17 protein-coding genes are annotated in these 22,077 nt (G+C 40.3%); 16 read left to right on the top strand and 1 reads right to left on the bottom strand.

Features of this window, described 5'->3' with window-relative positions:
• The first annotated feature begins 73 nt into the window (after positions 1–73).
• From LU635_RS14660 to LU635_RS14650, 3 genes are read left to right on the top strand one after another with little or no spacing between them, the layout of a single operon-like run.
• Complete coding sequence (locus tag LU635_RS14660; protein WP_240100241.1) at positions 74–1,540, top strand: tagaturonate reductase; 1,467 nt, start codon at positions 74–76, stop codon at positions 1,538–1,540.
• Positions 1,541–1,545: 5 nt separating this feature from the next.
• A complete protein-coding gene (locus LU635_RS14655; protein ID WP_240100240.1) occupies positions 1,546–3,162 on the top strand; it encodes a UxaA family hydrolase in 1,617 nt (538 codons plus the stop codon).
• Positions 3,163–3,171: 9 nt separating this feature from the next.
• On the top strand, positions 3,172–4,350 hold the full coding sequence (locus tag LU635_RS14650; protein ID WP_240100239.1) for a Gfo/Idh/MocA family protein: 1,179 nt from the start codon (positions 3,172–3,174) through the stop codon (positions 4,348–4,350).
• An 11-nt stretch (positions 4,351–4,361) separates the two neighbouring features.
• On the opposite strand, the gene LU635_RS14645 is transcribed toward LU635_RS14650, so the two are convergent.
• Complete coding sequence (locus LU635_RS14645) at positions 4,362–5,411, bottom strand: LacI family DNA-binding transcriptional regulator (RefSeq protein WP_240100238.1); 1,050 nt, start codon at positions 5,409–5,411, stop codon at positions 4,362–4,364.
• Positions 5,412–5,599: 188 nt separating this feature from the next.
• On the opposite strand from LU635_RS14645, the gene LU635_RS14640 reads away from it, so the two are divergent.
• The 13 genes from LU635_RS14640 to LU635_RS14580 all read left to right on the top strand — a co-directional run bounded on the left by LU635_RS14640 (position 5,600) and on the right by LU635_RS14580 (position 22,068).
• Positions 5,600–6,616 (top strand): pectinesterase family protein, encoded by a 1,017-nt coding sequence (locus LU635_RS14640; protein ID WP_240100237.1) that lies wholly within the window; start codon positions 5,600–5,602, stop codon positions 6,614–6,616.
• Positions 6,617–6,751: 135 nt separating this feature from the next.
• The gene (locus LU635_RS14635; protein ID WP_240100236.1) at positions 6,752–8,179 is read left to right on the top strand and encodes a glycoside hydrolase family 28 protein; all 1,428 of its coding nucleotides are present in this window, start codon (positions 6,752–6,754) and stop codon (positions 8,177–8,179) included.
• Between the two features lie 24 nt (positions 8,180–8,203).
• Positions 8,204–9,208, top strand: coding sequence for a DUF4861 family protein (locus LU635_RS14630; protein WP_240100235.1), 1,005 nt, complete (start codon positions 8,204–8,206; stop codon positions 9,206–9,208).
• A gap of 6 nt (positions 9,209–9,214) precedes the next feature.
• Positions 9,215–10,468 (top strand): glycoside hydrolase family 88/105 protein, encoded by a 1,254-nt coding sequence (locus LU635_RS14625; RefSeq protein ID WP_240100234.1) that lies wholly within the window; start codon positions 9,215–9,217, stop codon positions 10,466–10,468.
• Between the two features lie 15 nt (positions 10,469–10,483).
• Positions 10,484–12,109 (top strand): glycoside hydrolase family 43 protein, encoded by a 1,626-nt coding sequence (locus tag LU635_RS14620; RefSeq protein ID WP_240100233.1) that lies wholly within the window; start codon positions 10,484–10,486, stop codon positions 12,107–12,109.
• Positions 12,110–12,129: 20 nt separating this feature from the next.
• A complete protein-coding gene (locus LU635_RS14615) occupies positions 12,130–14,922 on the top strand; it encodes a glycosyl hydrolase family 28 protein (RefSeq protein ID WP_240100232.1) in 2,793 nt (930 codons plus the stop codon).
• A gap of 8 nt (positions 14,923–14,930) precedes the next feature.
• On the top strand, positions 14,931–15,737 hold the full coding sequence (locus tag LU635_RS14610; protein ID WP_240100231.1) for a rhamnogalacturonan acetylesterase: 807 nt from the start codon (positions 14,931–14,933) through the stop codon (positions 15,735–15,737).
• The gene (locus tag LU635_RS14605) at positions 15,734–17,653 is read left to right on the top strand and encodes a pectinesterase family protein (RefSeq protein WP_240100230.1); all 1,920 of its coding nucleotides are present in this window, start codon (positions 15,734–15,736) and stop codon (positions 17,651–17,653) included. Before LU635_RS14610 ends, LU635_RS14605 begins: the two co-directional genes overlap by 4 nt.
• A 1-nt stretch (position 17,654) precedes the next feature.
• Positions 17,655–18,428: a rhamnogalacturonan acetylesterase gene (locus tag LU635_RS14600; protein ID WP_240100229.1), complete on the top strand. Its 774-nt coding sequence runs from the start codon at positions 17,655–17,657 to the stop codon at positions 18,426–18,428.
• A 15-nt stretch (positions 18,429–18,443) separates the two neighbouring features.
• Positions 18,444–19,538 carry a pectate lyase gene (gene pelA / locus LU635_RS14595; protein ID WP_240100228.1) on the top strand — a complete coding sequence of 365 codons (1,095 nt, stop codon included), beginning with the start codon at positions 18,444–18,446 and terminating at the stop codon, positions 19,536–19,538.
• A gap of 63 nt (positions 19,539–19,601) precedes the next feature.
• The gene (locus LU635_RS14590; RefSeq protein ID WP_240100227.1) at positions 19,602–19,943 is read left to right on the top strand and encodes a cupin domain-containing protein; all 342 of its coding nucleotides are present in this window, start codon (positions 19,602–19,604) and stop codon (positions 19,941–19,943) included.
• A 108-nt stretch (positions 19,944–20,051) separates the two neighbouring features.
• Entirely contained in the window at positions 20,052–21,251 is a 1,200-nt protein-coding gene (gene uxuA / locus LU635_RS14585) for a mannonate dehydratase (protein WP_240100226.1), read from the top strand.
• A 10-nt stretch (positions 21,252–21,261) separates the two neighbouring features.
• Positions 21,262–22,068, top strand: a complete 807-nt coding sequence (locus LU635_RS14580; RefSeq protein ID WP_240100225.1) for an SDR family oxidoreductase — start codon at positions 21,262–21,264, stop codon at positions 22,066–22,068.
• The last annotated feature ends 9 nt before the right edge of the window (positions 22,069–22,077 follow it).

The raw sequence follows: 22,077 nt of genomic DNA, 5'->3' as shown, positions 1-22,077 counted from the left end.
TATTGGTGACCTTTATTCCGGCCATCAGCCTTTGGTTACCAAATCTATTTGAATAAAAATAACGATCTTGATTATGGAAAATACTCAACTTAAAAGATTAAACAGGAAAAATGCCGGGCTCACCAAAGAGCTTCCTATAAAGGTCATTCAATTCGGAGAAGGAAATTTCCTGAGAGCCTTTGTAGATTATATTATAAATAAACTGAATAATGAGGCCAATTTCAATGCCGGTGTTGCAGTTGTTCAGCCACTGGCCGGAGGACTTATTGATGTTTTAAATGAACAGGACGGACTCTATAATCTTTTTATGAAGGGTATTAAGAAGGGGAAGGAGCTTCAGGTAAATGAAACGATCTCCTGTATCCAGAAAGGAATAAACCCTTATGATGACTATCAGGAATATTTAAAACTGGCAGAAGAAGATGAGCTAGAATTCCTTATTTCAAATACTACAGAAGCTGGCATCGCCTATAATGAAACAGATACTTTGAAAGGCTATCCTCATAAAAGTTTTCCTGCAAAAGTGACTGCCCTTCTCTATAAAAGATTTAATTATTTTGAGAGTGATTCTACTAAAGGATTGACTATTATTCCCTGCGAGCTGATAAATTACAATGCCGACACACTAAAAGAGATTATATTAAAATATGCCGAATTATGGCAGTTGGAAGACTCATTTGTAAAATGGATCAAAGATCATAACAGTTTTCATAATACACTGGTAGACCGTATCGTTCCTGGGTATCCAAAAGATGATATCGAAGCCTATCAGCATGAACTCGATTATGAGGATAAACTTATAGTATCTGCTGAAGTTTTTCTCTTATGGGTAATAGAGGGAGACGAAAAGCTGAAAGCAAAGATACCTTTTAGCAAGATTGATGAAAACGTACTGATTGTTAAGGATCTTCAGCCATACAGGACACGAAAGGTCAGGATCCTCAATGGGGCACATACCACTATGGTTCCGTTTTCTATTCTATATGGAAATGAGACTGTAAAGGAAACTGTAGACCATGAATTTACAGGGGATTTTATTAGAAAAGCAGTATTTGAAGAGATCAAACCTACTTTATCGTTGCCGGCCGAGGAATTGGACTCATTTGCCCAGGAGGTTTTTGATCGTTTCAGGAATCCGTTCATCAAGCATCAGCTTGCCAGCATCGCGCTGAACAGTATTTCAAAATTTAAGGTTCGCGTACTACCGAGTCTCCTTGGTTTTCAAAAAAAATTCAATCGATTACCTATTAGATTAACATTCGCATTTGCATGTTTAATAAGGTTTTACGATGGAAGGTGGAAAGGGCAGAGCCTGCCTGTGAATGATGATGAAGCGGTGGTTTCAGAGCTCAAAAATCTCTGGGAACTGCACAGTTACAATGAAATGGTCGAAAAAATATTGAAGAAAAAGGAATTCTGGGAAAAAGACCTCAATGATATTCCGAATCTAAAAAATGAAATTGCATCCGCCCTTGAATTGATAGACACTCAGGGAATTGAAAAAGGTTTTCAATCCTTCTCAGAAAAATTTGGAAAATAGAAGTTATGAAAAATAAACTTATAAAGGTAAATAACGAGGATAATGTCGCTATTGCCCTGGTGGATTTATGGAAGGGAGATAAGATTGGGTTTGAAGGTGAGGAAGTGATTGTTCTAAATGATGTAAAGGCCAAGCACAAGATTAGCATGGTGGATCTCGCTGCCGGCGATAAGATTTATATGTATGGTGTCCTGGTTGGAAAGGCAACCGAAGAAATCAAAAGAGGTGGTGTTTTAACCATAGATAATGTCAAGCACGAGGCAAGCCAGACCTTTAGGAAATCGGAGGTAACTGCATGGAAGGCTCCTGACGTTTCTAAATGGGAAGACAGAACCTTTATGGGCTACCACAGGCCAGACGGTCAGGTGGGAACGGCGAATATCTGGTTGTTCTTTCCTCTTGTCTTCTGTGAGAATCGAAATGTCGAATTACTAAAGGATATTTTTGAGAAGGAATTTTCTTTTCATAAATCCCCAAAACAACGGCAGCTTTTAAGAAATCTGATAAGTGGAAAAGATGAAGACACCACGGTTGAATTTGATGAAAATGAAAAAGGAGTATTTGATAATATTGAAGTGAAATTCATCACCCATCAGGGGGGGTGTGGCGGTATTCGCCAGGATTCTGTAATGCTTTCAAAACTTCTGGCAGGATATGTAAATAACCCGAATGTTGCCGGAGCTACAGTACTGAGCCTGGGATGTCAAAACCTTCAGATCGACATCTTCAGGAATTCACTAGAAGATATAAACCCCGATATTAAGAAACCGGTTTTTATTTATGAGCAGCAGCAGATGGGCACGGTCGATGAAATGCTAAATACCATTATTAAAGAATCATTTGAAGGTATTAAAAAGGCTAATGAAATTCAGAGGAAACCGGCACCTCTTTCTAAGTTAAAATTAGGACTGGAGTGTGGAGGATCTGATGGATTTTCGGGTATTTCGGCGAACCCAGCTCTTGGTTATGCATCTGATTTGCTAGCTGCACTGGGCGGCTCCCCAATTCTATCCGAATTCCCTGAACTTTGTGGTGTTGAGCAGGAACTTGTGAATCGTTGCATAGATGAAGAAACGGCCAGTAAATTTACTGAGCTTATGAAATCTTATGAGAATGCTGCTGAAGCTTCAGGTTCCGGGTTCGATATGAATCCCTCGCCAGGAAATATTAAGGACGGACTTATCACAGACGCTATGAAATCTGCTGGAGCTGCTAAAAAAGGAGGTACTTCACCTATTCAGGCAGTGTTGGATTATGGAGAATATGTAACCAAACCGGGCCTCAACCTGTTATGTACTCCCGGGAATGATGTGGAAAGTACCACGGGAATGGTGGGTTCTGGCGCTAACGTGGTTGTGTTCACCACCGGCCTTGGCACTCCTACAGGCAATCCTATAGCACCAATCATTAAAATGTCTTCTAATTCTACGCTGGCAGCCAGAATGCCGGATATTATTGATGTGGATGCAGGAGTAGTAATAAAAGGGGAGAAAACCATTCCCGAGATGGGAGAAGAGCTTTTTGAATATATCATAAAAGTGGCTAGTGGAGAGATTAAATCCAAGGCTGACCAGTTAAGTCAGGATGATTTTATCCCCTGGAAAAGAGGGGTTTCTCTTTAATTACTTTATATGGAGCAGCCAATAAAAGTTGGGATTATCGGGTCGGGATTTGCAGCAAGATTTCATTATGATGCTTTGAGAAGGGTGTACGGAGTGAAACTCAGAATTATTGGAGCTTTTTCCAGAAATTCTGAAAACCTTAATCCATTTTGCAACGAAAAAAATATTGAAGCTTTTTCTTCCATAGATAAACTGATTGCAGATTCAGATGTACTTCATTTATGCACCCCGCCTGTAACCCATGAAGAATTAATCATTAAAATTCTTGGTTACAATAAAAATGTAATAGTAGAAAAGCCCCTCACAGGATACTTTGGTGAGGGAAATGATAGTTTTTCAGGAGATATTTTTTCCAGGAAAACTGGCCTCGAAAAGACCTTAAAAAGTCTAAGGAATATCCTTAAGGCTGAAACAGAAAGTAAAGCCAGAATATTATACGCTGAAAATTGGATATATGCTCCTGCAATTCAGAAGGAAAAAGAAGTAATAGAGAAAACAAAATCTCAGATCCTCTGGATACAGGCTCAGCAATCCCATTCGGGATCACATTCTTTGGCCTATGGGAAATGGGCATTATCAGGAGGCGGTTCTCTCATGGGAAAGGGATGCCATCCTCTTGCAGCAGCCGTATATCTGAAATATGTTGAAGGCCGGGTTAAAAATGGGAAACCTATTCGTCCGAAATTCGTAAGTTGTCGGGTGCACAATATTACCCGGTTACCAAATTATATTAACAACCCGCATCTGAAAGATTCTTATACCGATGTGGAAGATTATGCTTTTACGCATATTATTTTTGAAGATGGAACAGTGGCCGATATTACTGCCAGCGAATTACTTCATGGTGGTGTAAAGAACTATCTTGAGGTACATGCTCATAACCATCGTACAATATGCAATCTTACTCCAAACAATGCTATGCAAACCTACAATCCGGAGGAGAGTAATTTTGAAGATATTTATGTGGTAGAAAAAACAGGTACCAAGCAGGGATGGTCTAATATTTCACCTGATGAAGCCTGGTTCAATGGTTATCAGAATGAAATGGAAGCATTTTATAATAATATAGCAACAGGTATTGATGCAGAAAGCAATAGCAGACTGGCGGCAGATGTTATTTCAACAATTTATTCTGCATATATTTCTGCGGAAAAGAAAGGAGCAGAGATATCAGTTTCATCTTTATGAACCTTTAATTTTTAGCTAGCATCACTTAAATTATGAATTTTCCGGCTGGAAGACTCCCTTATTAATAATTCTGGAGGAAGAACTACTTTTTTCTCAATGCTTAGAGTACTGTTTTTTTTGACCTGTTCAAGAAATACCTGTGCCGCTATTTTACCCATTTCTTGTGGAGTCTGATCCATAGAAGTTATTGGTAATTCCATATATTTTGTAAAAGGCTCATTGCTGAATCCCACCACACATACTTCCTCTGGAACTTTGATCTTTCTGGCTCTTAATTCCTGCATGGCGCCGAGAGCTGCATAATCTCCGGCTGAGAAGATGGCATCTGGCTTTTCATTGAGTTTCCACAGTTCATTAATGGCCTGCATACCAGATTCAATTTTACTGTTCACTTCTATAACATAATTAGGGATAAAATCAATATGATAATCTTTCAGTGCTTTTATATAACCTTCATATCTGTTTTTATAGATCTCAAGGTTAATGTCCCCTGAAAGATGTGCTATTTTGCGACAACCTTCTTTAATAAGATGTTCGGTGGCAATATAGCCTGCCCTAAAATCGTCCAGCACTACCGAACTAACTCCTGGAACATCTATTTTCCTGTCGAAAAACACTAATGGTGTGTGTTCCTGAAGTACTTTTTGAATATGATCTGTCTTTTGGGTGGTTTTGGAAACTGACATAAATATACCGTCAATCTGTGTGCTTAAAAGTGCATTGATCTGCTCCGCTTCATTTTCGGCTTCTTCATGCGACTGACAGATAATAATATGGTAACCATGTGGAGTTAACTCTTCCTCAATACCTCTAATTACCGAAGAGAAAAAACTACGATTAATATAGGGGACTATTACTCCCACATTATTTGTCCTGCCCTGTTTTAATGCCTGTGCAAGCCGGTTCTGCTTATAGTTCATTTCCTTGGCGGTCTTAGCCACTAGTTCTCGTGTCTTTTCGCTAATTTTTGGATTGTGATTTAATGCTCTGGAAACTGTGGCGGCACTAATATTTAGCCTTTTGGAAATATCATAGATCGTAACTTTATCTTTACTTTTCATGTAAGCTTTTATATTTGGTAGAATCGGACTTTAAAAAAATTAGATTTATTCTGAGAGTTCGGAAAAATATGATTTTATTTCACAATAAAACAATTCAAATATTATAGAATTATTAAAAGTAAGGATTTTTCTTAGTAAAAAAAGAAAATTAGCTTAATTTAAGCAATCGATTGCAAAAATAATACAATATGCCTTTATCTCCGATTAAATTAAAATTCATTGCTTTTCTTCAAGTTCTTTTGATTTCATTCACTGGGTGGGCAGACCAACCAGCTAATGAAAATACTCAGCAGGAATATCATTTTGTTGTATCTAAAGATGGAAGTGGAGACTTTCAACATGTACAGGAAGCCATCAATGCCACTTCGGATTTCAGAAGAGAGGAAACAAGGATACTTATAAAGGCTGGGGTTTATAAAGAGAAAATAATACTTCCTACTTCCAAGACCAATGTAACTTTTATTGGGGAGAGCCGGGATGAAACTGTTTTGACCTATGATGACTATGCCCAGAAACTCAATAAATATGGTGAGGAAATAGGAACTACCGGATCAACTTCCTTTTTCATTTTTGGAGATGGTTTTAAAGCATACAATCTTACTTTCGAAAATAGTTCAGGCCCGGTAGGGCAGGCAGTCGCCGTAAGATTAGATGGAGATAAGGTTATATTCGTAAACTGCAGATTCCTTGGAAATCAGGATACATTATACTTGCATGGCCGTAATAGTAGACAGTATTATAAGGATTGCTATATCGAAGGAACAACCGATTTTATCTTTGGCTGGTCCACGGCGGTCTTTGAGGATTGTGAAATTTACTGTAAGGAAGGCGGCCATTATATTACAGCCGCTTCCACTGAAGAAAGCTCAGATTATGGGTTTGTCTTTATTAACTGTTCCATAACCGGTGATGCTCCAGAGGAAAGCTTTTATCTCGGACGCCCGTGGAGAAACCATGCCCAAACCGTTTTTATAAATACCGAAATGACATCTCTTATTAAACCTGAAGGATGGCATAACTGGAATAAGCCTAATGCTGAAGAAACCGTATTTTATGCGGAATATAACTCAAAAGGAGAAGGTGCTTCCAAAGAGAGGATTGAATGGGCAAAGTTACTTACTGCAGAGGAAGCAAAAAACTTCACGGTAAGAAAGGTACTCGGAGGGACGGATAATTGGAATCCTGCTAAATCCATTAAAAATTAGCCTGGCTCATTTATATTAAAGACTCATATTCCTTATTAAAAAACCAGTGATTTTAATATTTTGATAAATTTTTGAATAAAAATTATGTAAACTGACAAAGCTTTCCTATTTTAGTGCAATCGATTACAATTAAATATGAAAAGAGAGACTATAGTTAACTTCTTGATCAATGCCGTGGTTTTTGGGTTGATTTTAATGCTGTGTTCATGCAAAGCGGGAGCTCAGGACTTTAATTCAGATAAGGTCTGGCAAAAAGCCGATGCAATTATTGAAAACATAACGGTACCCGAATTTCCGGAAAGAACCTTTAATGTTTCAGATTTTGGCGCCGTTGCCGATGGAGTCACTGATAATACTGAAGCTTTCAAAAAGGCCATAAATGCCTGTAATGCACAGGGAGGCGGAAAAGTTTTAGTGCCAGCGGGGAAATATGTTACCGGACCAATACATTTAAAATCCAATGTAAATTTTCATCTGGTTGAAGGTGCGGAGATCCTCTTCAGTAAGGATAAATCGGCTTATCTGCCCATGGTTCATACTTCCTATGAAGGGATGGAATTGATGAATTATTCTCCTCTTATTTATGCATATGGACAAAAGAACATAGCGGTTACCGGGAAGGGAATTTTCAACGGTCAGGCCAATAATGAGAACTGGTGGCCTTGGGCCGGGAAGGATGAATATGGTTATAAGGAAGGACAACCAAAACAGCACGATGACAAGAATTTACCCCGATTAAGACAAATGGTGGCTGATGGTGTTCCTGTAGAAGAAAGGGTTTTTGGGGAAGGTAATCAGTTGCGTCCAACCTTTTTTGAACCCTTCGAATGTGAAAATATACTTATTGAAGGGGTAACGTTCACAAATGCTCCATTCTGGATCATACATCCTATAAAAAGCAACAATATTACTGTAGACGGTGTGACTGTACGTAGTCATGGACCTAATAATGATGGTTGCGATCCTGAGTATTCCAGGAATGTTAATATCAAAAATTCATTATTTGATACCGGAGACGACTGTATCGCCATAAAATCTGGTCGTAATAATGATGGCCGTCGTGTTAATATTCCGAGTGAGAATATAGTAATTGAAAATTGTGAAATGGCTGATGGTCATGGTGGCGTGGTCATGGGAAGTGAGATCTCTGCAGGGGTGCGTAACGTTTTTGTTAGAAATTGCCGAATGGATAGTCCTAACCTTGACCGTGCGATCCGTATTAAGACCAATACCATTCGTGGCGGCTTTGTTGACGGAGTTTATGTAAAAGATCTTCAGGTTGGGCAGGTTAAGGAAGCTGTACTTAAAATAAATACTTATTACGCTATATATGACAATCAGGAAGGAAACTATATTCCGGAAATTAGAAATATTTTCCTTGAAAATGTTCAGGTGGAAAATGGAGGTGAATACGGTTTGCTGATTAAAGGAAGAGAACAATCACCTGTTCAGAATGTAAGGCTTAAAAACGTAAGTATTAAAAGTACTAAGGTTCCGCTTAATATCGAAAATTGTGAACCAGTGATCTTTTTGAATACTACCATTAACGGAAAAGAATACTAAGAACTCCATTTAATATAACCGATTATGAAAAAATATATTATTCCTGTATTGGCCGCTTTTGCCATAATCTCCTGTAACGATAGGAAAAAAGAAAAAGAAGCTGCGTCAGAAACCGAGAAAGTAACTGAGTCATCAATCTCTAGTGAGACTTATGCTGAAATTTCAGTAAAGGAAGGTGGTAAATGGGTAGGTCGAGAATATGAAGGGGGAGAGTTTAAAAATGTTGATAGTCTCACCGTTCCCGAAAATCATACCGACCATTCATGGTTTATAAGGTATGAAGGTCCGGGTTGGGAAAATAAGAATGTTGGTTACAGGCTTTACCTGGACTGGCGTAATGCTATAGATATCTTCGGGAAGAAAGTGGATACGCTTGTTTTGCCTTATGTAGGTCAGGACGGTTTTGATTCTTATCATGAGGAAGCCGACTGGGGTCTGGATATCCTGAAAGCCGGAAAATCTATGGGAATAGGGGGTTACGGGCGTTATATGAACGATACGGTAGCTCATTTCAGAGATGTAGGAAATACCATGGCGACTGTTATTAATACAGAAAGCAGATCTTCAGTAGAAATATTTTATGAAGACTGGACAACAGGTAAAGACACCATAGACCTGGAAGCTAAACTTAGTATTTTTCCGGAAGGCAGGTATACCAAAGCCGAACTTACGCCTTCAGCAGAGATAGACGGTATTACCACGGGAATTGTAAAACACGGCCCGCAATTGATCAAAAAGCAAAGCGAGAACGTCAATTGGGCCTATATAGCCACTTATGGTGCGCAGACGCTGGTAAATGAGGATGATAAACTGGGAATGGCCGTTTTTTATAATACCGATGAACTGGACAAACAAATTGAAGGGACCGATGATCATTTAGTAGTCTTTAAACCAACTACCGAAACAATTACCTATTATTTCCTTGGTGCCTGGGAGCAGGAAAAGGACGGGATCACCAGTGAAGAGGAATTCGTTTCTCACTTAGATCAATTACTACAGGAATTGAATTCAAATAATAACTTAAATTAATTTTAGATGAAAATTCTGAAAAACCGACTTCACTACTGTTTCATTTTTCTATTTGTTGCTGGGACGTTTATAAGCTGCAAGGAGATTGGAGATAAGCAAAAGGAAGAAATGGCCTCTGCCGATCAGGAAAAAATAGTTCCTGAAGACCTGAAATGGTCAGAAAGGATGCTGTTATCAGAAATGCATCGTTTTCCTGAAGCTTCCAAACTGGACTTTCGCGATGCACCTAAATGGAGCTATACGAACGGACTGGTTCTGAAAGCTGCAAAGGAGGTCTATCAGGAGGCAGGAGATGAAAGATATTATCAGTATATCTACGATTACGCCGATACCATGGTCACCGACGAAGGTGATATCAGAACTTACAAACTAAGCGATCAGAACCTTGATATGCTTAATTCAGGGAATGTGCTACTTTATCTATATCCTAAGACAAAGGAAGAACGGTTTCTGAAGGCATTAAAATTGCTTAGAAGTCAGATAGATACTCAGCCACGTACCAAGGAAGGTGGTTTCTGGCATAAAAAACGATATACCCAGCAGATGTGGCTGGACGGACTTTATATGGCGCATCCGTTTTATGCGCATTATACCCAAATGTTCAGCGAAGGTGAAGAAGCCGAAAACGCCTATGATGATATCGTTCATCAATTCGATCTAATTCAGCAATTTGCCTACGATGAAGAAACCGGTTTGTTGTATCATGGATGGGATTCCAGCAAACAGCAAAAATGGGCCGATAAGGAAACCGGAACTTCTCCAAATTTCTGGTCACGTGCCATGGGTTGGTATGGAATGGCGATGGTAGATGTTCTGGATTACCTTCCGGAAGATCATAAAGGCCGCGAAAAAATCATAGGTTACCTGAACCAGTTTGCGGAGGCGGTAACTAAATATCAGGATGCAGAATCCGGTTTATGGTATCAGGTACTTGACCAGGGAGACCGTGAAGGGAATTACCTGGAAGCTTCAGGTTCGGCAATGTTCACTTACACCTTTGCGAAAGGTGTTAAAAAAGGCTATCTCCCCGAAAAATATATGGAAGTGGCTAAAAAAGGCTATGAAGGAATTCTGAACAATCTTATTACGGTAGAGGAGAATGGCGTTGTAAACCTGAACCAGGTTTGTGCCGTTGCCGGTCTTGGAGGAGATCCTTACCGTGATGCTTCTTACGAATACTATATCAATGAAGAGGTTCGAAGCAATGATCCAAAGGGAACTGGCCCATTTATCCTGGCAAGTTTACAATTCGATAGATAATCAGAAAATACAGAAATGCGATATTTATTCAGCTTAATTTTATTGATCTCCATCACGGTTTCGGCACAGAAGCAAGAAAATTACGAATCTGAGGTTTGGGTAGCAGATAATACTGACGGCACCTATACCAACCCGATTCTCTATGCCGATTATTCAGATCCTGATGTAGCAAGAGTTGGAGACGATTATTATATGACGGCCTCAAGTTTTAATGCAGCCCCGGGATTACCTATCCTGCATTCAAAGGATATGATCAACTGGAAACTCATTAATCATGCGCTACCTATCCAGGTGCCTAAAGAAACATTCGATGTTCCACAGCACGGAAACGGGGTCTGGGCGCCAAGTATTCGCTCTCACAATAATGAACTTTACATCTACTGGGGTGATCCAGACCATGGGATCTATATGGTCAGGACCGATGACCCTAATGGAACTTGGGAAGAACCGGTATTGGTGATGGAAGGAAAAGGCTTGATTGATCCTTCTCCACTTTGGGACGATGACGGAAAAGCTTACCTGGTGCATGCCTATGCCGGAAGCCGTAGAGGCGTAAAAAGCCTTTTAACAGTTAATAAAATGAATGCTGAAGGAACTAAAGTGCTGGATGCGGGAAGGCATGTTTTTGATGGGCATGATGATCATCCAACCGTCGAAGGTTCCAAGTTTTATAAGCGCAACGGTTATTATTACATTTTTGCTCCTGCTGGAGGAGTTTCTACCGGCTGGCAGCTTGCTTTAAGATCAAAGAACATCTACGGTCCATACGAGGAAAAAGTGGTTTTAGAACAAGGTAGTACAGATATCAACGGTCCGCACCAGGGAGCCTGGGTAGAAACCCCGGAAGGTGAGGACTGGTTCTATCATTTCCAGGATGTGGAAGCCTATGGCAGGATAGTTCATTTACAGCCTATGAGCTGGGAAAATGATTGGCCGGTTATGGGGGAGGATAAGGATGGAAACGGCATTGGAGAACCGGTGAAAACATATAAAAAACCGGATGTTGGTAAAGATTATCCGGTAGTAACACCGGTTGAAAGCACCGAATTTGAAGAGGATAGCCTTGGATTGCAATGGCAGTGGCAAGCAAATCCAGACGTGGTATGGCACGCGAAACTTCCGGGAAAGGATCATTTACGGTTATTCTCTATTAAAACTCAGGATGATTATAAGAATCTATGGATAACACCAAGTCTTTTACTACAAAAGTTTCCTGCTCCAGATTTTACCGCTACGACTAAACTGAGCCTTTTTCCTCAGGAGGCCGAGGAAGGTAAAAGAACAGGGCTCATCGTAATGGGAATGGATTATGCCACACTTACATTGACTCACGATAAGGAGGGATTCATCATCAAACAAACCCTGGCGATCGATGCGATAGATGGGGAAGAAGAGGTGACCATTGCCGAAAAACGCATTGATTCCAATGAAGTTGTTTTCCGTGTTGAGGTAAATGCTCCAGATGCGATGTGTCAATTCAGTTATAGCGAAAATGGTAAGAAATTCACCAGGATAGGACAGCCATTTCAGGCCCAGCCGGGGAAATGGATCGGTGCTAAGGTGGGGCTTTTCAGTCTAAGTACCCAGGAAGCCAAACGTGGTGGCTATGCGGATGTGGAATACTTCAGGATCACAGAATAATGACAGATAAAAGAAAGGATATGAAATTAATTAGAGGGATTATTTTTTTATTCTGCTCGATTGCCTTCACAGGAATTATGACAGGTCAGCAAAGTTCCGGTTGGGATCCCGAGTCTCTGTATGAAGGCATAGAGTTCGAAATGCCGGAAGTACAGGAGCCTGTGTTTCCTGATTTTCAAGTAAGTATTAAGGATTTTGGAGCTGTAGGTGACGGACTAATTAAAAACACTGAAGCTTTTGAAAAAGCCATTTCTCACACCGCTTCCAAAGGAGGAGGAAAAGTAGTAGTACCCAGAGGTATTTGGCTAACCGGACCTATTCATTTTAAAAGCAATATTAATCTTCACCTGGAAGCAGGAGCACTTCTGGTTTTTAGTAAGGATTTTGATGATTATCTGTTGGTAAGAACCAGCTTTGAAGGTCTGAATACAGTACGAAATACTTCTCCCATTACTGCAAAAGAGGTAGAGAATATAGCGATTACCGGAAAAGGAATTATCGATGGAAGCGGAGGAGCCTGGCGACCGGTGAAAAAAGGAAAAATGACCGGAAGGCAGTGGGATGATCTGCTAAAATCTGGAGGTGTATTATCTGAAGATGGAAAAATGTGGTTCCCTTCTGAAAGCTCGAAAAAAGGTCATGAAAGTACCACTAATTTCAATGTGCCTGATAAGATTTCAGGGGAAGAACTTCAGTCTGTAAAGGATTTTCTCAGACCGGTAATGGTGAGTATAGTAAAAAGTAAAAGGATCTTACTGGATGGTCCAACCTTTCAGAATTCACCGGCATGGAATATCCATCCCCTGATGAGCCAGGATATTACTATTAGAAACCTTACGGTAAGAAATCCCTGGTATTCACAGAATGGTGATGGTGTGGATCTGGAATCATGTAAAAACGTTGTGATCTACAATAATACATTTGATGTGGGTGATGATGCCATTTGTTTTAAATCAGGTAAGAATGAAGATGGCCGTGATCGCGGCATGCCTACAGAGAATGTGATAGTAAAGAACAATATAGTATATCATGGGCATGGTGGTTTTGTGATAGGAAGCGAAATGTCTGGTGGAGTGAAAAATGTGCATGTCTCAAATTGTACTTTTATGGGTACCGATGTTGGGCTTCGTTTTAAAAGTACCCGAGGCAGGGGAGGAGTGGTTGAAAATATTCATATTTCCAATATCGATATGATCAATATTCCTACTGAAGCCATTCGTTTCAATCTTTTTTATGGCGGAAATTCACCAATCCTTGAAGGAGATCAGGATGCTGTCGATGAAAAGAGAGATGAGACTATGATGCCTGTAACCAGAGAAACTCCGTCTTTCAGAAATATCCATATGAAGAATATCACGGCTACCGGTTCCAATACCGCTGCCTTTTTTATGGGATTACCTGAAATGAAATTGGAAAATGTGAGTCTGGAAAATGCAGTCCTGGAAGCTGAGAACGGGATCACGGTGATCGACGCCAATGATATAAAACTGAAGAATGTCCGGGTCCTGCAAAAGAAAGGTCCCTCGCTCGTACTTTATAACGCTAAGAATGTTGAGCTTGATAACTTTGAGTTCAATAGAGATTCAGAACCTTCTATCAGGATTCTTAGGGAGAGTAAGGAAATAGATTTCTCTAAGTCTGAAATTTCAGAAAAGGATATTCTAAAAAAGACTTCAGCTTCATTTAATAAAAAAAAAACTAAAAACTTCATCGAAGTAAGGAATGCCCAGGAACTTGTTGCAGCTATTGATGATGCTAAACCAGGGGATTCCATTTTTGTTCATTCCGGAACTTATAAGCTCACAGAAAGAATTTATATTAATGATTCCGGTGAGCCTTCAGATAGAATTTATCTGATGGGCGATATTTCAGGTGAGCGCCCTCTACTTGATTTTTCTGCAATGGAAGAAGATTCCTCAAATCAGGGAATTGTTCTTAAAGCCGATAACTGGCATATCAAAGGGCTTCAGTTTTATAATGCCGGGGACAACGGCCTGCATATTCGAGGCAATAACAATCATGTGGAATTCTGCAGTTTTTTTGAATGTGCCGATACCGGACTTCAACTGGATGACGGAGCATCAAATAATACGATTCTTAACTGCGATTCCTTTTTTAATGCAGATTCAAAATTGGAAAATGCAGATGGGTTTGCTGTAAAAATGGATGTGGGATCTGGAAATAAATTCATTGGATGTCGCTCCTGGAATAATCTGGATGATGGCTGGGACGGATACCTTAGAGAGAAAGATAATGTGAACACCACTTATGAAAATTGCTGGGCTTTTAATAATGGTTATCTCAAGGATGGCTCTCCTGGCAAAGGAGATGGTAACGGATTTAAGACCGGAGGCAGTGATGATAAGAACAGAAAACATAATGCCACTTACACTCGTTGTTTAGCCGTAAACAATCTCAATGATGGTTTTGACCATAACAGTAATCGGGGAACTGTTTCAATAATTAATTGTTCAGCCACTAAAAATGGGCGAAATCTTGCGTTTTCAGAAAAGAACGGACTTGAGAAAATCGTCATCATAAATACACTGGTTTATGGTGAATTGGGTAAATACAATGCCGAAACAGAAATAGTGGAAAACAATAGCTGGCAGATGGAGTTTGAAGTTCAGGAAAGTGATTTTGTGTCTATGGACCTTTCAGATTTATCTGCGCCGAGAAAAAGTGATGGCAGTTTGCCAGATATCGATTTTATGCGGCCGGTTTCCTCAAGTGAACTCGTTGATGCCGGAATTGAAAATAAGTTGAAATATAATGGGGCAGCTCCGGATATAGGAGCCTTAGAAGCCAGGTAAATATAAACATGATGAAAAGGACAATTGCAATACTTTCTTTTTTAGCCCTGGGCTTATTAGCATATACATCCCAGCAGGAACCTGTAACCGTATATCTGATCGGTGATTCGACAATGGCCGACTATTCCGGCGATTATGACCCCGGAAAGGATTATATGAATACCCGGTATCCGGTAATGGGTTGGGGACAGGTTTTTCAGCAGTTTATGGCTTCAGACAGTTTACCTAAAGTTAGAGGATTGATCAAGGCGGATAGAGTGGTAGTGGACGACAGAGCCAGAGGCGGGCGTAGTACCCGTACCTTTTTCCAGGAAGGCCGTTGGCGATCGGTTTTTGAGATTCTGAAAGAAGATGACCTGGTTTTGATGCAGTTTGGGCATAATGATGCTTCGGAACGCAAGACAGAGCGTTATGTGAATATTGAAGGTTATAAAGAATTCCTAAGGCTCTTTGTGGATCAAACCAGGCAGAAAGGAGCTGTTCCTGTAATCCTTACCCCAGTGGCGAGGAATTATCCCTGGAAAGATGGTCATCTTCAAAATGTGCATGGACAATATGACCAGGCTGCAAAAGATGTGGCTGAAGAAATGAAAGTAATGTTGATTGACCTTAACCAGCGTTCTATGGATTACTTCTCTCAAAAAGGAAAGGATTATGTAAGTAAAAATTACTTTATGAATCTGCCGCCGGGAAAATATGAAGCCTATCCTGAAGGACAGGATGATAATACCCATTTTCAGCCAGCAGGGGCAAAGGCTGTGGCTCAGCTCGTTTTTGATGGAATGAAGGAGCTTAAAATAATAGAGAAAGAATGAATATTAAATTAAATATGAACCTGAACAAGTCTATATTATTTCTAACGTTTCTTGTCTGTTTCATTTTGAAAATTCAGGCGCAGGAACATGAAATAAAACCATATACCGTTGCCGGAACCTATGAAAAACTTAAAAAGGATTATCCTTTTATCAGACCTGTAGAACCATTAAAATCGGATAATATACTTGCGAAGGAAGACCTGGTATATAAAAAGATCGGTGAGAGGGAAATCAAAGCCGATGTCTATATTCCGAATAACGGTGACAACAGGAAATATCCGGCAGTATTGCTGATCCACGGTGGAGGCTGGCTTACCGGAAGTAAGGAAAACGAACGCGCGATGGCCCAGCACCTGGCCATGAATGGTTATACCGCAGTGACAGCTTCTTACAGGTTGGGAACTGAAGCTACCTATCCCGCTGGAGTTTTAGATTTAAAAGAGGCTGTAAAATGGATGCGTGAAAATGCCGAAGATTTCCAGATAAATAGAGATAAAATTGCAGTGCTGGGAGCATCTGCTGGAGCACAACTGGCGACCCTCCTTGGGGTAACACCCGATTACGAAATTTATGAAACCGAGAATGAAGAAATTTCAGATGAGGTCCAGGCGATCATAAATGTAGACGGAGTCGTTTCTTTCGTTCATCCTGAGGCCGAGGAAGGCTGGATGGCGGCCACCTGGTTGGGAGGATCTAAAGCCGAGAAATTAGAAAGCTGGGTAGAAGCTTCCCCATTGGAATATGTGGATGCTGAAACTCCGCCTACATTGTTTATCAACAGTTCCTATCCCCGCTTTCATGCGGGAAGGGACGATATGACTGAAATATTATCTGAAAATGGTATTTATTACGAGGTTCATACCCTGGAGAATTCACCACATTCTTTCTGGTTGATGCATCCATGGTTTGAAAGAACTCTCGATCTTACAGTAAATTTCCTGGATAAGGTTTTCAAGGATTCTTCTTCAGCCAGAGAAACTTATCGTGAAATCACTGTGGCTCAGGATGGGTCGGGAGATTATTCTAACATCCAGGAAGCGATAAATTCTACACGTGATCTGGGTCCGGGAGAAGTGAAGATTCATATTAAGAATGGAACTTATAGCGAGAAACTGGAGATCCCTTCCTGGAAACATCAGCTTACTTTGATAGGGGAGAGCCAGGAAAATACGATCATTACCAATGATGATTATTCCGGAAAGATAGATTCGGTGACAGGAAAAAAGCTTTCCACTTTCACTTCATATACTGTTCTGGTACGGGGAGACGATATCCAAATTCAAAATCTAAGCATTAAAAATTCTTCCTGCGGTGAAGGGCAGGCAGTGGCTTTACATGTGGAAGGAGATCGGTTTGTAATAAAGAACTCTAATATTCTGGGCTGCCAGGATACCATTTATACTGCAACCGAAGGAAGCCGGCAACTATATCTCAATTGTTATATTGAAGGAACTACCGATTTTATTTTCGGTGAAGCTACGGCGGTTTTTAAGAATTGTACTATCAAAAGTCTGCGTAATTCTTATGTGACCGCGGCAGCCACTCCTCAAAACCAGCAATTCGGTTATGTCTTTATCGATTGTAAACTTACCGCTGCTGAAGATGTGGATGAGGTTTACCTGGGACGTCCGTGGAGGCCTTATGCTCAAACCGTTTTCATTAATACTGAATTGGGGTCTCATATCGTGCCTGAAGGTTGGGATCCATGGACAGGGGATAAAATGTTCCCCAATAAGGAGGAAACCACCTATTATGCTGAATACAATAGCAAAGGTGAGGGAGCTTCACCGGAAACGCGGGTAGAATGGTCGTATCAGCTTTCTAAAGAGGAAGCAAAAGAATATACTCTCGAAAATATTTTTAGGAATACCAAAGACTGGTACTGGGCTTCCAAGGCTATAAATCAAAATGATTGATATGAAAAATATATTTATCTACAGTCTTATATTTTTGTCGTTCACTATTTCTGCTCAGATTAAACCCACGCTTTATTTAATTGGTGATTCCACCATGTCTGATAAAAAAGATCCCGACAGGAATCCCGAACATGGCTGGGGCCAGATGCTCCCTGAACTAATGACTTCAAAGATTAATATAGAAAATCATGCGGTGAATGGCCGTAGTACAAGAAGTTTTATTTCTGAGGGGCGATGGGAAAAGGTTAAAAATAAGCTACAGCCGGGAGATTTTGTTTTTATCCAGTTCGGTCATAACGATCAGAAAATTCAGGATCCGGAAAGATATACCAACCCCTTTACTCAGTACAGGGCCAATCTTGAAAAATTCGTTAAGGAAACCAGGGAAAAAGGAGCTAATCCCATTTTACTTAGTTCGATAGTACGCCGTAATTTTAATGAATCCGGCGTTTTGGTCAATACTCATGGGGAATATCCTCTGGTTACGAGAATGGTTGCTGAACATATGGACGTCCCATTCATAGATATGCAGTTATTAACAGAACAACTTGAAACGGCATACGGACCTGAGGATTCTAAAAAACTACATCTTCATCTTGAACCCGGCGAGGATAATTATGAACCGGAAGGAATGCAGGATGATACTCACTTATCTGAAAAAGGGGCGACCCTGGTTGCAAGTCTCGTACTTCAGGAAATCTATAGAAAAGATCTTAAACTTAAGAAGTATATAAAAACTGGAGTATTAAAAGAGGATCTGCTTCAAAAGGACTAAAAAATATAAAGGACGATGAAGAGTAGTTATCTAAAATATACCGGGGTGCTATTTATGATCCTTCTGATAATATCAGTAGGGAAATTGGATGCTCAAATAACTGAAAAGCCAAGCTGGCGGGAAATTCAACATAGATCCAGAGAATGGTACACCAGCGAGGAAGCCAGGGATATTGCAGATAACGTATTGCTTTATCAGCACAATAATGGAGGCTGGCTTAAGAACATTAATATGGCCAGAGAGCTTTCCGAAGCGGAAATAAAGGAGATTGAAATAGAAAAATCCCAGGAGATAGGAACCACTATCGATAACGGAGCGACCCATACTCAGCTAAGGTTTCTTGCAAGGGTATATAATGCTACAGGAGACAAAAAATATAAAGATGCCTTTCTTCAGGGAATGGATTTTTTATTCGAAGCACAATACGAGAATGGCGGATGGCCTCAGTTCTACCCTATCAGGAAAGGATATTATGAACATATCACATTTAATGATGGGGCCATGATGGGAGTAATGAATCTGTTACGGGATATTGCGAAACAAAAGTCTACTTATTCATTTGTAGATAAAATAAGGATCCAAAAGGCTCAAAATGCAATTGATAAGGGGTTGGAAATTATATTAAAAACCCAGGTAAAAGTTGACGGGGAACTCACTATCTGGTGTGCGCAACACGATAAGGATGACCTGAGCCCGGCCAAAGCCCGGGCTTATGAGCTACCTTCTTTAAGCGGCAGTGAAAGTGTTGGTATTGTAGAATATCTTTTAAAAATAGAAGATCCTTCGGAGGATGTGAAACGCAGTATTCGAAGTGCTGTAAAATGGTTCCAAGAAAATAAGGTGATGGGTCAGAAAGTTATGTGGATCGATGATCCTGATGCTCCGGAAGGTAAGGACAGGATTGTAGTCAGGGATTCTACCGGGGGACCGCTTTGGGGAAGATTCAATGAGATTGAAACCGGCCGACCCATTTTCGTGGGACGGGATGGAAAGATAAAATATCATTTAGATGAGATTGAAAGGGAGAGAAGGGTAGGCTATAATTATATAGATAATTATGCTGAAGATCTCTTAAACCGGAAATATCCTGAATGGGAAAATAAGCATTAAAACTGACGGGGGCCTGAACCTGGTTTAGATCCCAGTTTGCAATAAGTAAAAGGAAAATAGAAAATGATACAGGGGAAAACATATTTTAAAGAAGATGAAAACGACTGGCAAAAGGTTGGAGAGGGAATCAGCCGTCAGGTCACTGGCCATAATACCCAAATGATGATGGTAAAGGTAAAATTCGAAAAAGGTTCAATAGGTTATGTACATGATCATTTTCATACTCAGGCTTCATATGTTGCTGCTGGTAAGTTTAAGATCACCATCAATGGAAAGAGTGAAATTCTTGAAACCGGAGATGGATTCTTTGTAAATCCAAATTTAAAACATGGAGCAGAATGTCTTGAAGCGGGAATTTTAGTCGATGTTTTCAGTCCGGTTAGAGAAGATTTTTTGGAAAGCTGAAGAAATAAAGTTCAATGGATTATGATTTCCCCGTTCTGCTATTGGCCAAACAGGAGAACTAAATTATTAGTAACTTAAGGTTTTTATTAGATAGATGATCAATCAATTATGAAAAAAATTTTTGAACAAAGCTGGAGATGGTATGGACCAGATGACCCGGTATCATTAACTGCTGTAAAACAGGCGGGGGCCAATGGTATTGTAACAGCCTTACACCATATTCCAGTAGGGGATGTGTGGAGTGTTGAGGAGATAAATGATCGCATACGACTGTTGGAGGATAGTAATGAACAATATCCTTTTCCCCTTCATTGGAACGTTGTGGAAAGCCTGCCTGTACATGAACATATTAAGCAGGGAAAACCTGATCGGGATGAACTTATAGAGAATTATAAGCAGAGTCTGAAAAATCTGGGAAAATGTGGGGTTACCCGTATTTGCTATAATTTTATGCCGGTTCTGGACTGGCTTCGTACCAATGTGAAATATCAGCTGGAGGATGGCAGCACGGCCCTGCTTCATAACCTGGAGGATCTGATAATCTTTGACATTTTTATTCTGGAAAGGAAAAATGCAGAAGAAGATTATGATAAAAAGATGGTGAAAAATGCCCGGGAAAAACATTCCCGAATGAATGAGGATGAATTAGAACTACTGAAGCAAAGTTTGCTAATGGCACTGCCGGGAGATAAGGAAGGATTTACTCTGGAAAAGCTTAGCAAAGGGCTCCAGAATTATGTTGGTATTTCAGCTGATCAACTGCGGGACAATCTGGTATATTTTCTTGAGCAGGTTATTCCTGTAGCAGAACAGGCTGGGGTTAAAATGGCTATTCATCCAGACGATCCGCCATGGCCGGTATTAGGGTTGCCCAGAGTAGTGAGCAAAGCCTCAGACCTGGAGTATATTTTTAGCAAAGTCCCCCAAAAGGCTAACGGTATCACATTTTGTAGTGGCAGCCTGGGAGCTTCAGCAGATAATAATCTTCCTGAAATTATACAAACCTGGTATGAGCGTATTCATTTCGTCCATTTAAGATCGGTTCAACGGAAAGAATCTTCTTTATTTTATGAAGCAAATCATTTGGAGGGAAGTGCGGGAATGTATAAGCTTGTCCGTACATTTTATGAATGCCAGAAGGAAAAGAAAGGAAGGGTACTCCCAATGAGGCCAGATCATGGGCATGAGATGCTGGATGATCAGCAAAAATCTTATTATCCTGGCTATTCGGCCATTGGAAGATTAAGAGGACTGGCAGAATTGCGCGGACTTGAATACGGAATTATAAATACTTCGGAAATAATTTAAAAATTACAGAATGATTGGTTTAAAGGATAAAGTTGCAGTAATTACAGGTGGAAATGGAGTTCTTGGAGGTGCGATCGCTATGGGTCTGGCTAAAAAAGGTGTAAAAGTAGGTATTCTTGGCAGGAGTGAAGATACAGTCAGGGAAAGGGTTGAGGAAATTAATGCTAATGGAGGAGAAGCTATTTCTTTGGTGGCTGATGTGCTCGATAAAGATAGTATTATTTCGGCCCGGGAAAGTATAGAGAAGAAATATGGAAAGGTAGACATTCTTGTAAATGCCGCCGGAGGAAATATGAAAGGTGCTACCATCACTCCGGAGCAGAGTATTTTTGATCTTAACCTTGACGATTTTGATAAGGTAAGTCAGTTAAATCTTAAAGGGAGTGTGCTTCCTTCATTGATCTTTGGAAAAGGAATGGTGGAAAAAAAGAAGGGTAGTATAATTAACATCTCTTCTATGGCTGCCCAGCGAGCGTTAACAAGAGTGATGGGATATTCTGCTGCCAAAGCAGCTATAGATAATTTCACTAAATGGCTGGCCGTGGAAATGGCGCAAAAATATGGTGATGGAATAAGAGTAAATGCCATAGCTCCGGGCTTTTTTATTGGAGAACAGAACAGGAGCCTACTGCTTAATGATGACGGCAGCCTAACGGCCCGGGGGGAGACTATAATAAATCAAACCCCTATGAAACGTTTTGGTAAAGCCGAAGAGTTACAGGGAGTGACAAACTGGTTGGCCAGTGAAGAATCATCTTTTGTTACCGGGGTTGTGGTACCGGTTGATGGAGGCTTTGGTGCTTTTAGTGGGGTCTAAAAAAATATT

The sequence above is a fragment of the Christiangramia crocea genome (genome assembly GCF_022410465.1).
GTDB lineage: Bacteria > Bacteroidota > Bacteroidia > Flavobacteriales > Flavobacteriaceae > Christiangramia > Christiangramia crocea.
The sequence above is the reverse complement of the archived record's forward strand: the minus strand, read 5'-3'. Positions and strand labels throughout refer to the sequence as shown.

Excerpts from the sequence above, each read along its gene's own strand:
- LU635_RS14645 (WP_240100238.1), bottom strand. The coding sequence starts at position 5,411 with ATGAAAAGTAAAGATAAAGTTACGATCTATGATATTTCCAAAAGGCTA.
- LU635_RS14650 (WP_240100239.1), top strand. The coding sequence starts at position 3,172 with ATGGAGCAGCCAATAAAAGTTGGGATTATCGGGTCGGGATTTGCAGCA.
- LU635_RS14615 (WP_240100232.1), top strand. The coding sequence starts at position 12,130 with ATGAAATTAATTAGAGGGATTATTTTTTTATTCTGCTCGATTGCCTTC.
- LU635_RS14640 (WP_240100237.1), top strand. The coding sequence starts at position 5,600 with ATGCCTTTATCTCCGATTAAATTAAAATTCATTGCTTTTCTTCAAGTT.
- LU635_RS14635 (WP_240100236.1), top strand. The coding sequence starts at position 6,752 with ATGAAAAGAGAGACTATAGTTAACTTCTTGATCAATGCCGTGGTTTTT.
- LU635_RS14630 (WP_240100235.1), top strand. The coding sequence starts at position 8,204 with ATGAAAAAATATATTATTCCTGTATTGGCCGCTTTTGCCATAATCTCC.
- LU635_RS14605 (WP_240100230.1), top strand. The coding sequence starts at position 15,734 with ATGAATATTAAATTAAATATGAACCTGAACAAGTCTATATTATTTCTA.
- LU635_RS14580 (WP_240100225.1), top strand. The coding sequence starts at position 21,262 with ATGATTGGTTTAAAGGATAAAGTTGCAGTAATTACAGGTGGAAATGGA.
- LU635_RS14610 (WP_240100231.1), top strand. The coding sequence starts at position 14,931 with ATGATGAAAAGGACAATTGCAATACTTTCTTTTTTAGCCCTGGGCTTA.
- LU635_RS14620 (WP_240100233.1), top strand. The coding sequence starts at position 10,484 with ATGCGATATTTATTCAGCTTAATTTTATTGATCTCCATCACGGTTTCG.
- pelA (WP_240100228.1), top strand. The coding sequence starts at position 18,444 with ATGAAGAGTAGTTATCTAAAATATACCGGGGTGCTATTTATGATCCTT.
- uxuA (WP_240100226.1), top strand. The coding sequence starts at position 20,052 with ATGAAAAAAATTTTTGAACAAAGCTGGAGATGGTATGGACCAGATGAC.
- LU635_RS14625 (WP_240100234.1), top strand. The coding sequence starts at position 9,215 with ATGAAAATTCTGAAAAACCGACTTCACTACTGTTTCATTTTTCTATTT.
- LU635_RS14660 (WP_240100241.1), top strand. The coding sequence starts at position 74 with ATGGAAAATACTCAACTTAAAAGATTAAACAGGAAAAATGCCGGGCTC.
- LU635_RS14655 (WP_240100240.1), top strand. The coding sequence starts at position 1,546 with ATGAAAAATAAACTTATAAAGGTAAATAACGAGGATAATGTCGCTATT.
- LU635_RS14600 (WP_240100229.1), top strand. The coding sequence starts at position 17,655 with ATGAAAAATATATTTATCTACAGTCTTATATTTTTGTCGTTCACTATT.
- LU635_RS14590 (WP_240100227.1), top strand. The coding sequence starts at position 19,602 with ATGATACAGGGGAAAACATATTTTAAAGAAGATGAAAACGACTGGCAA.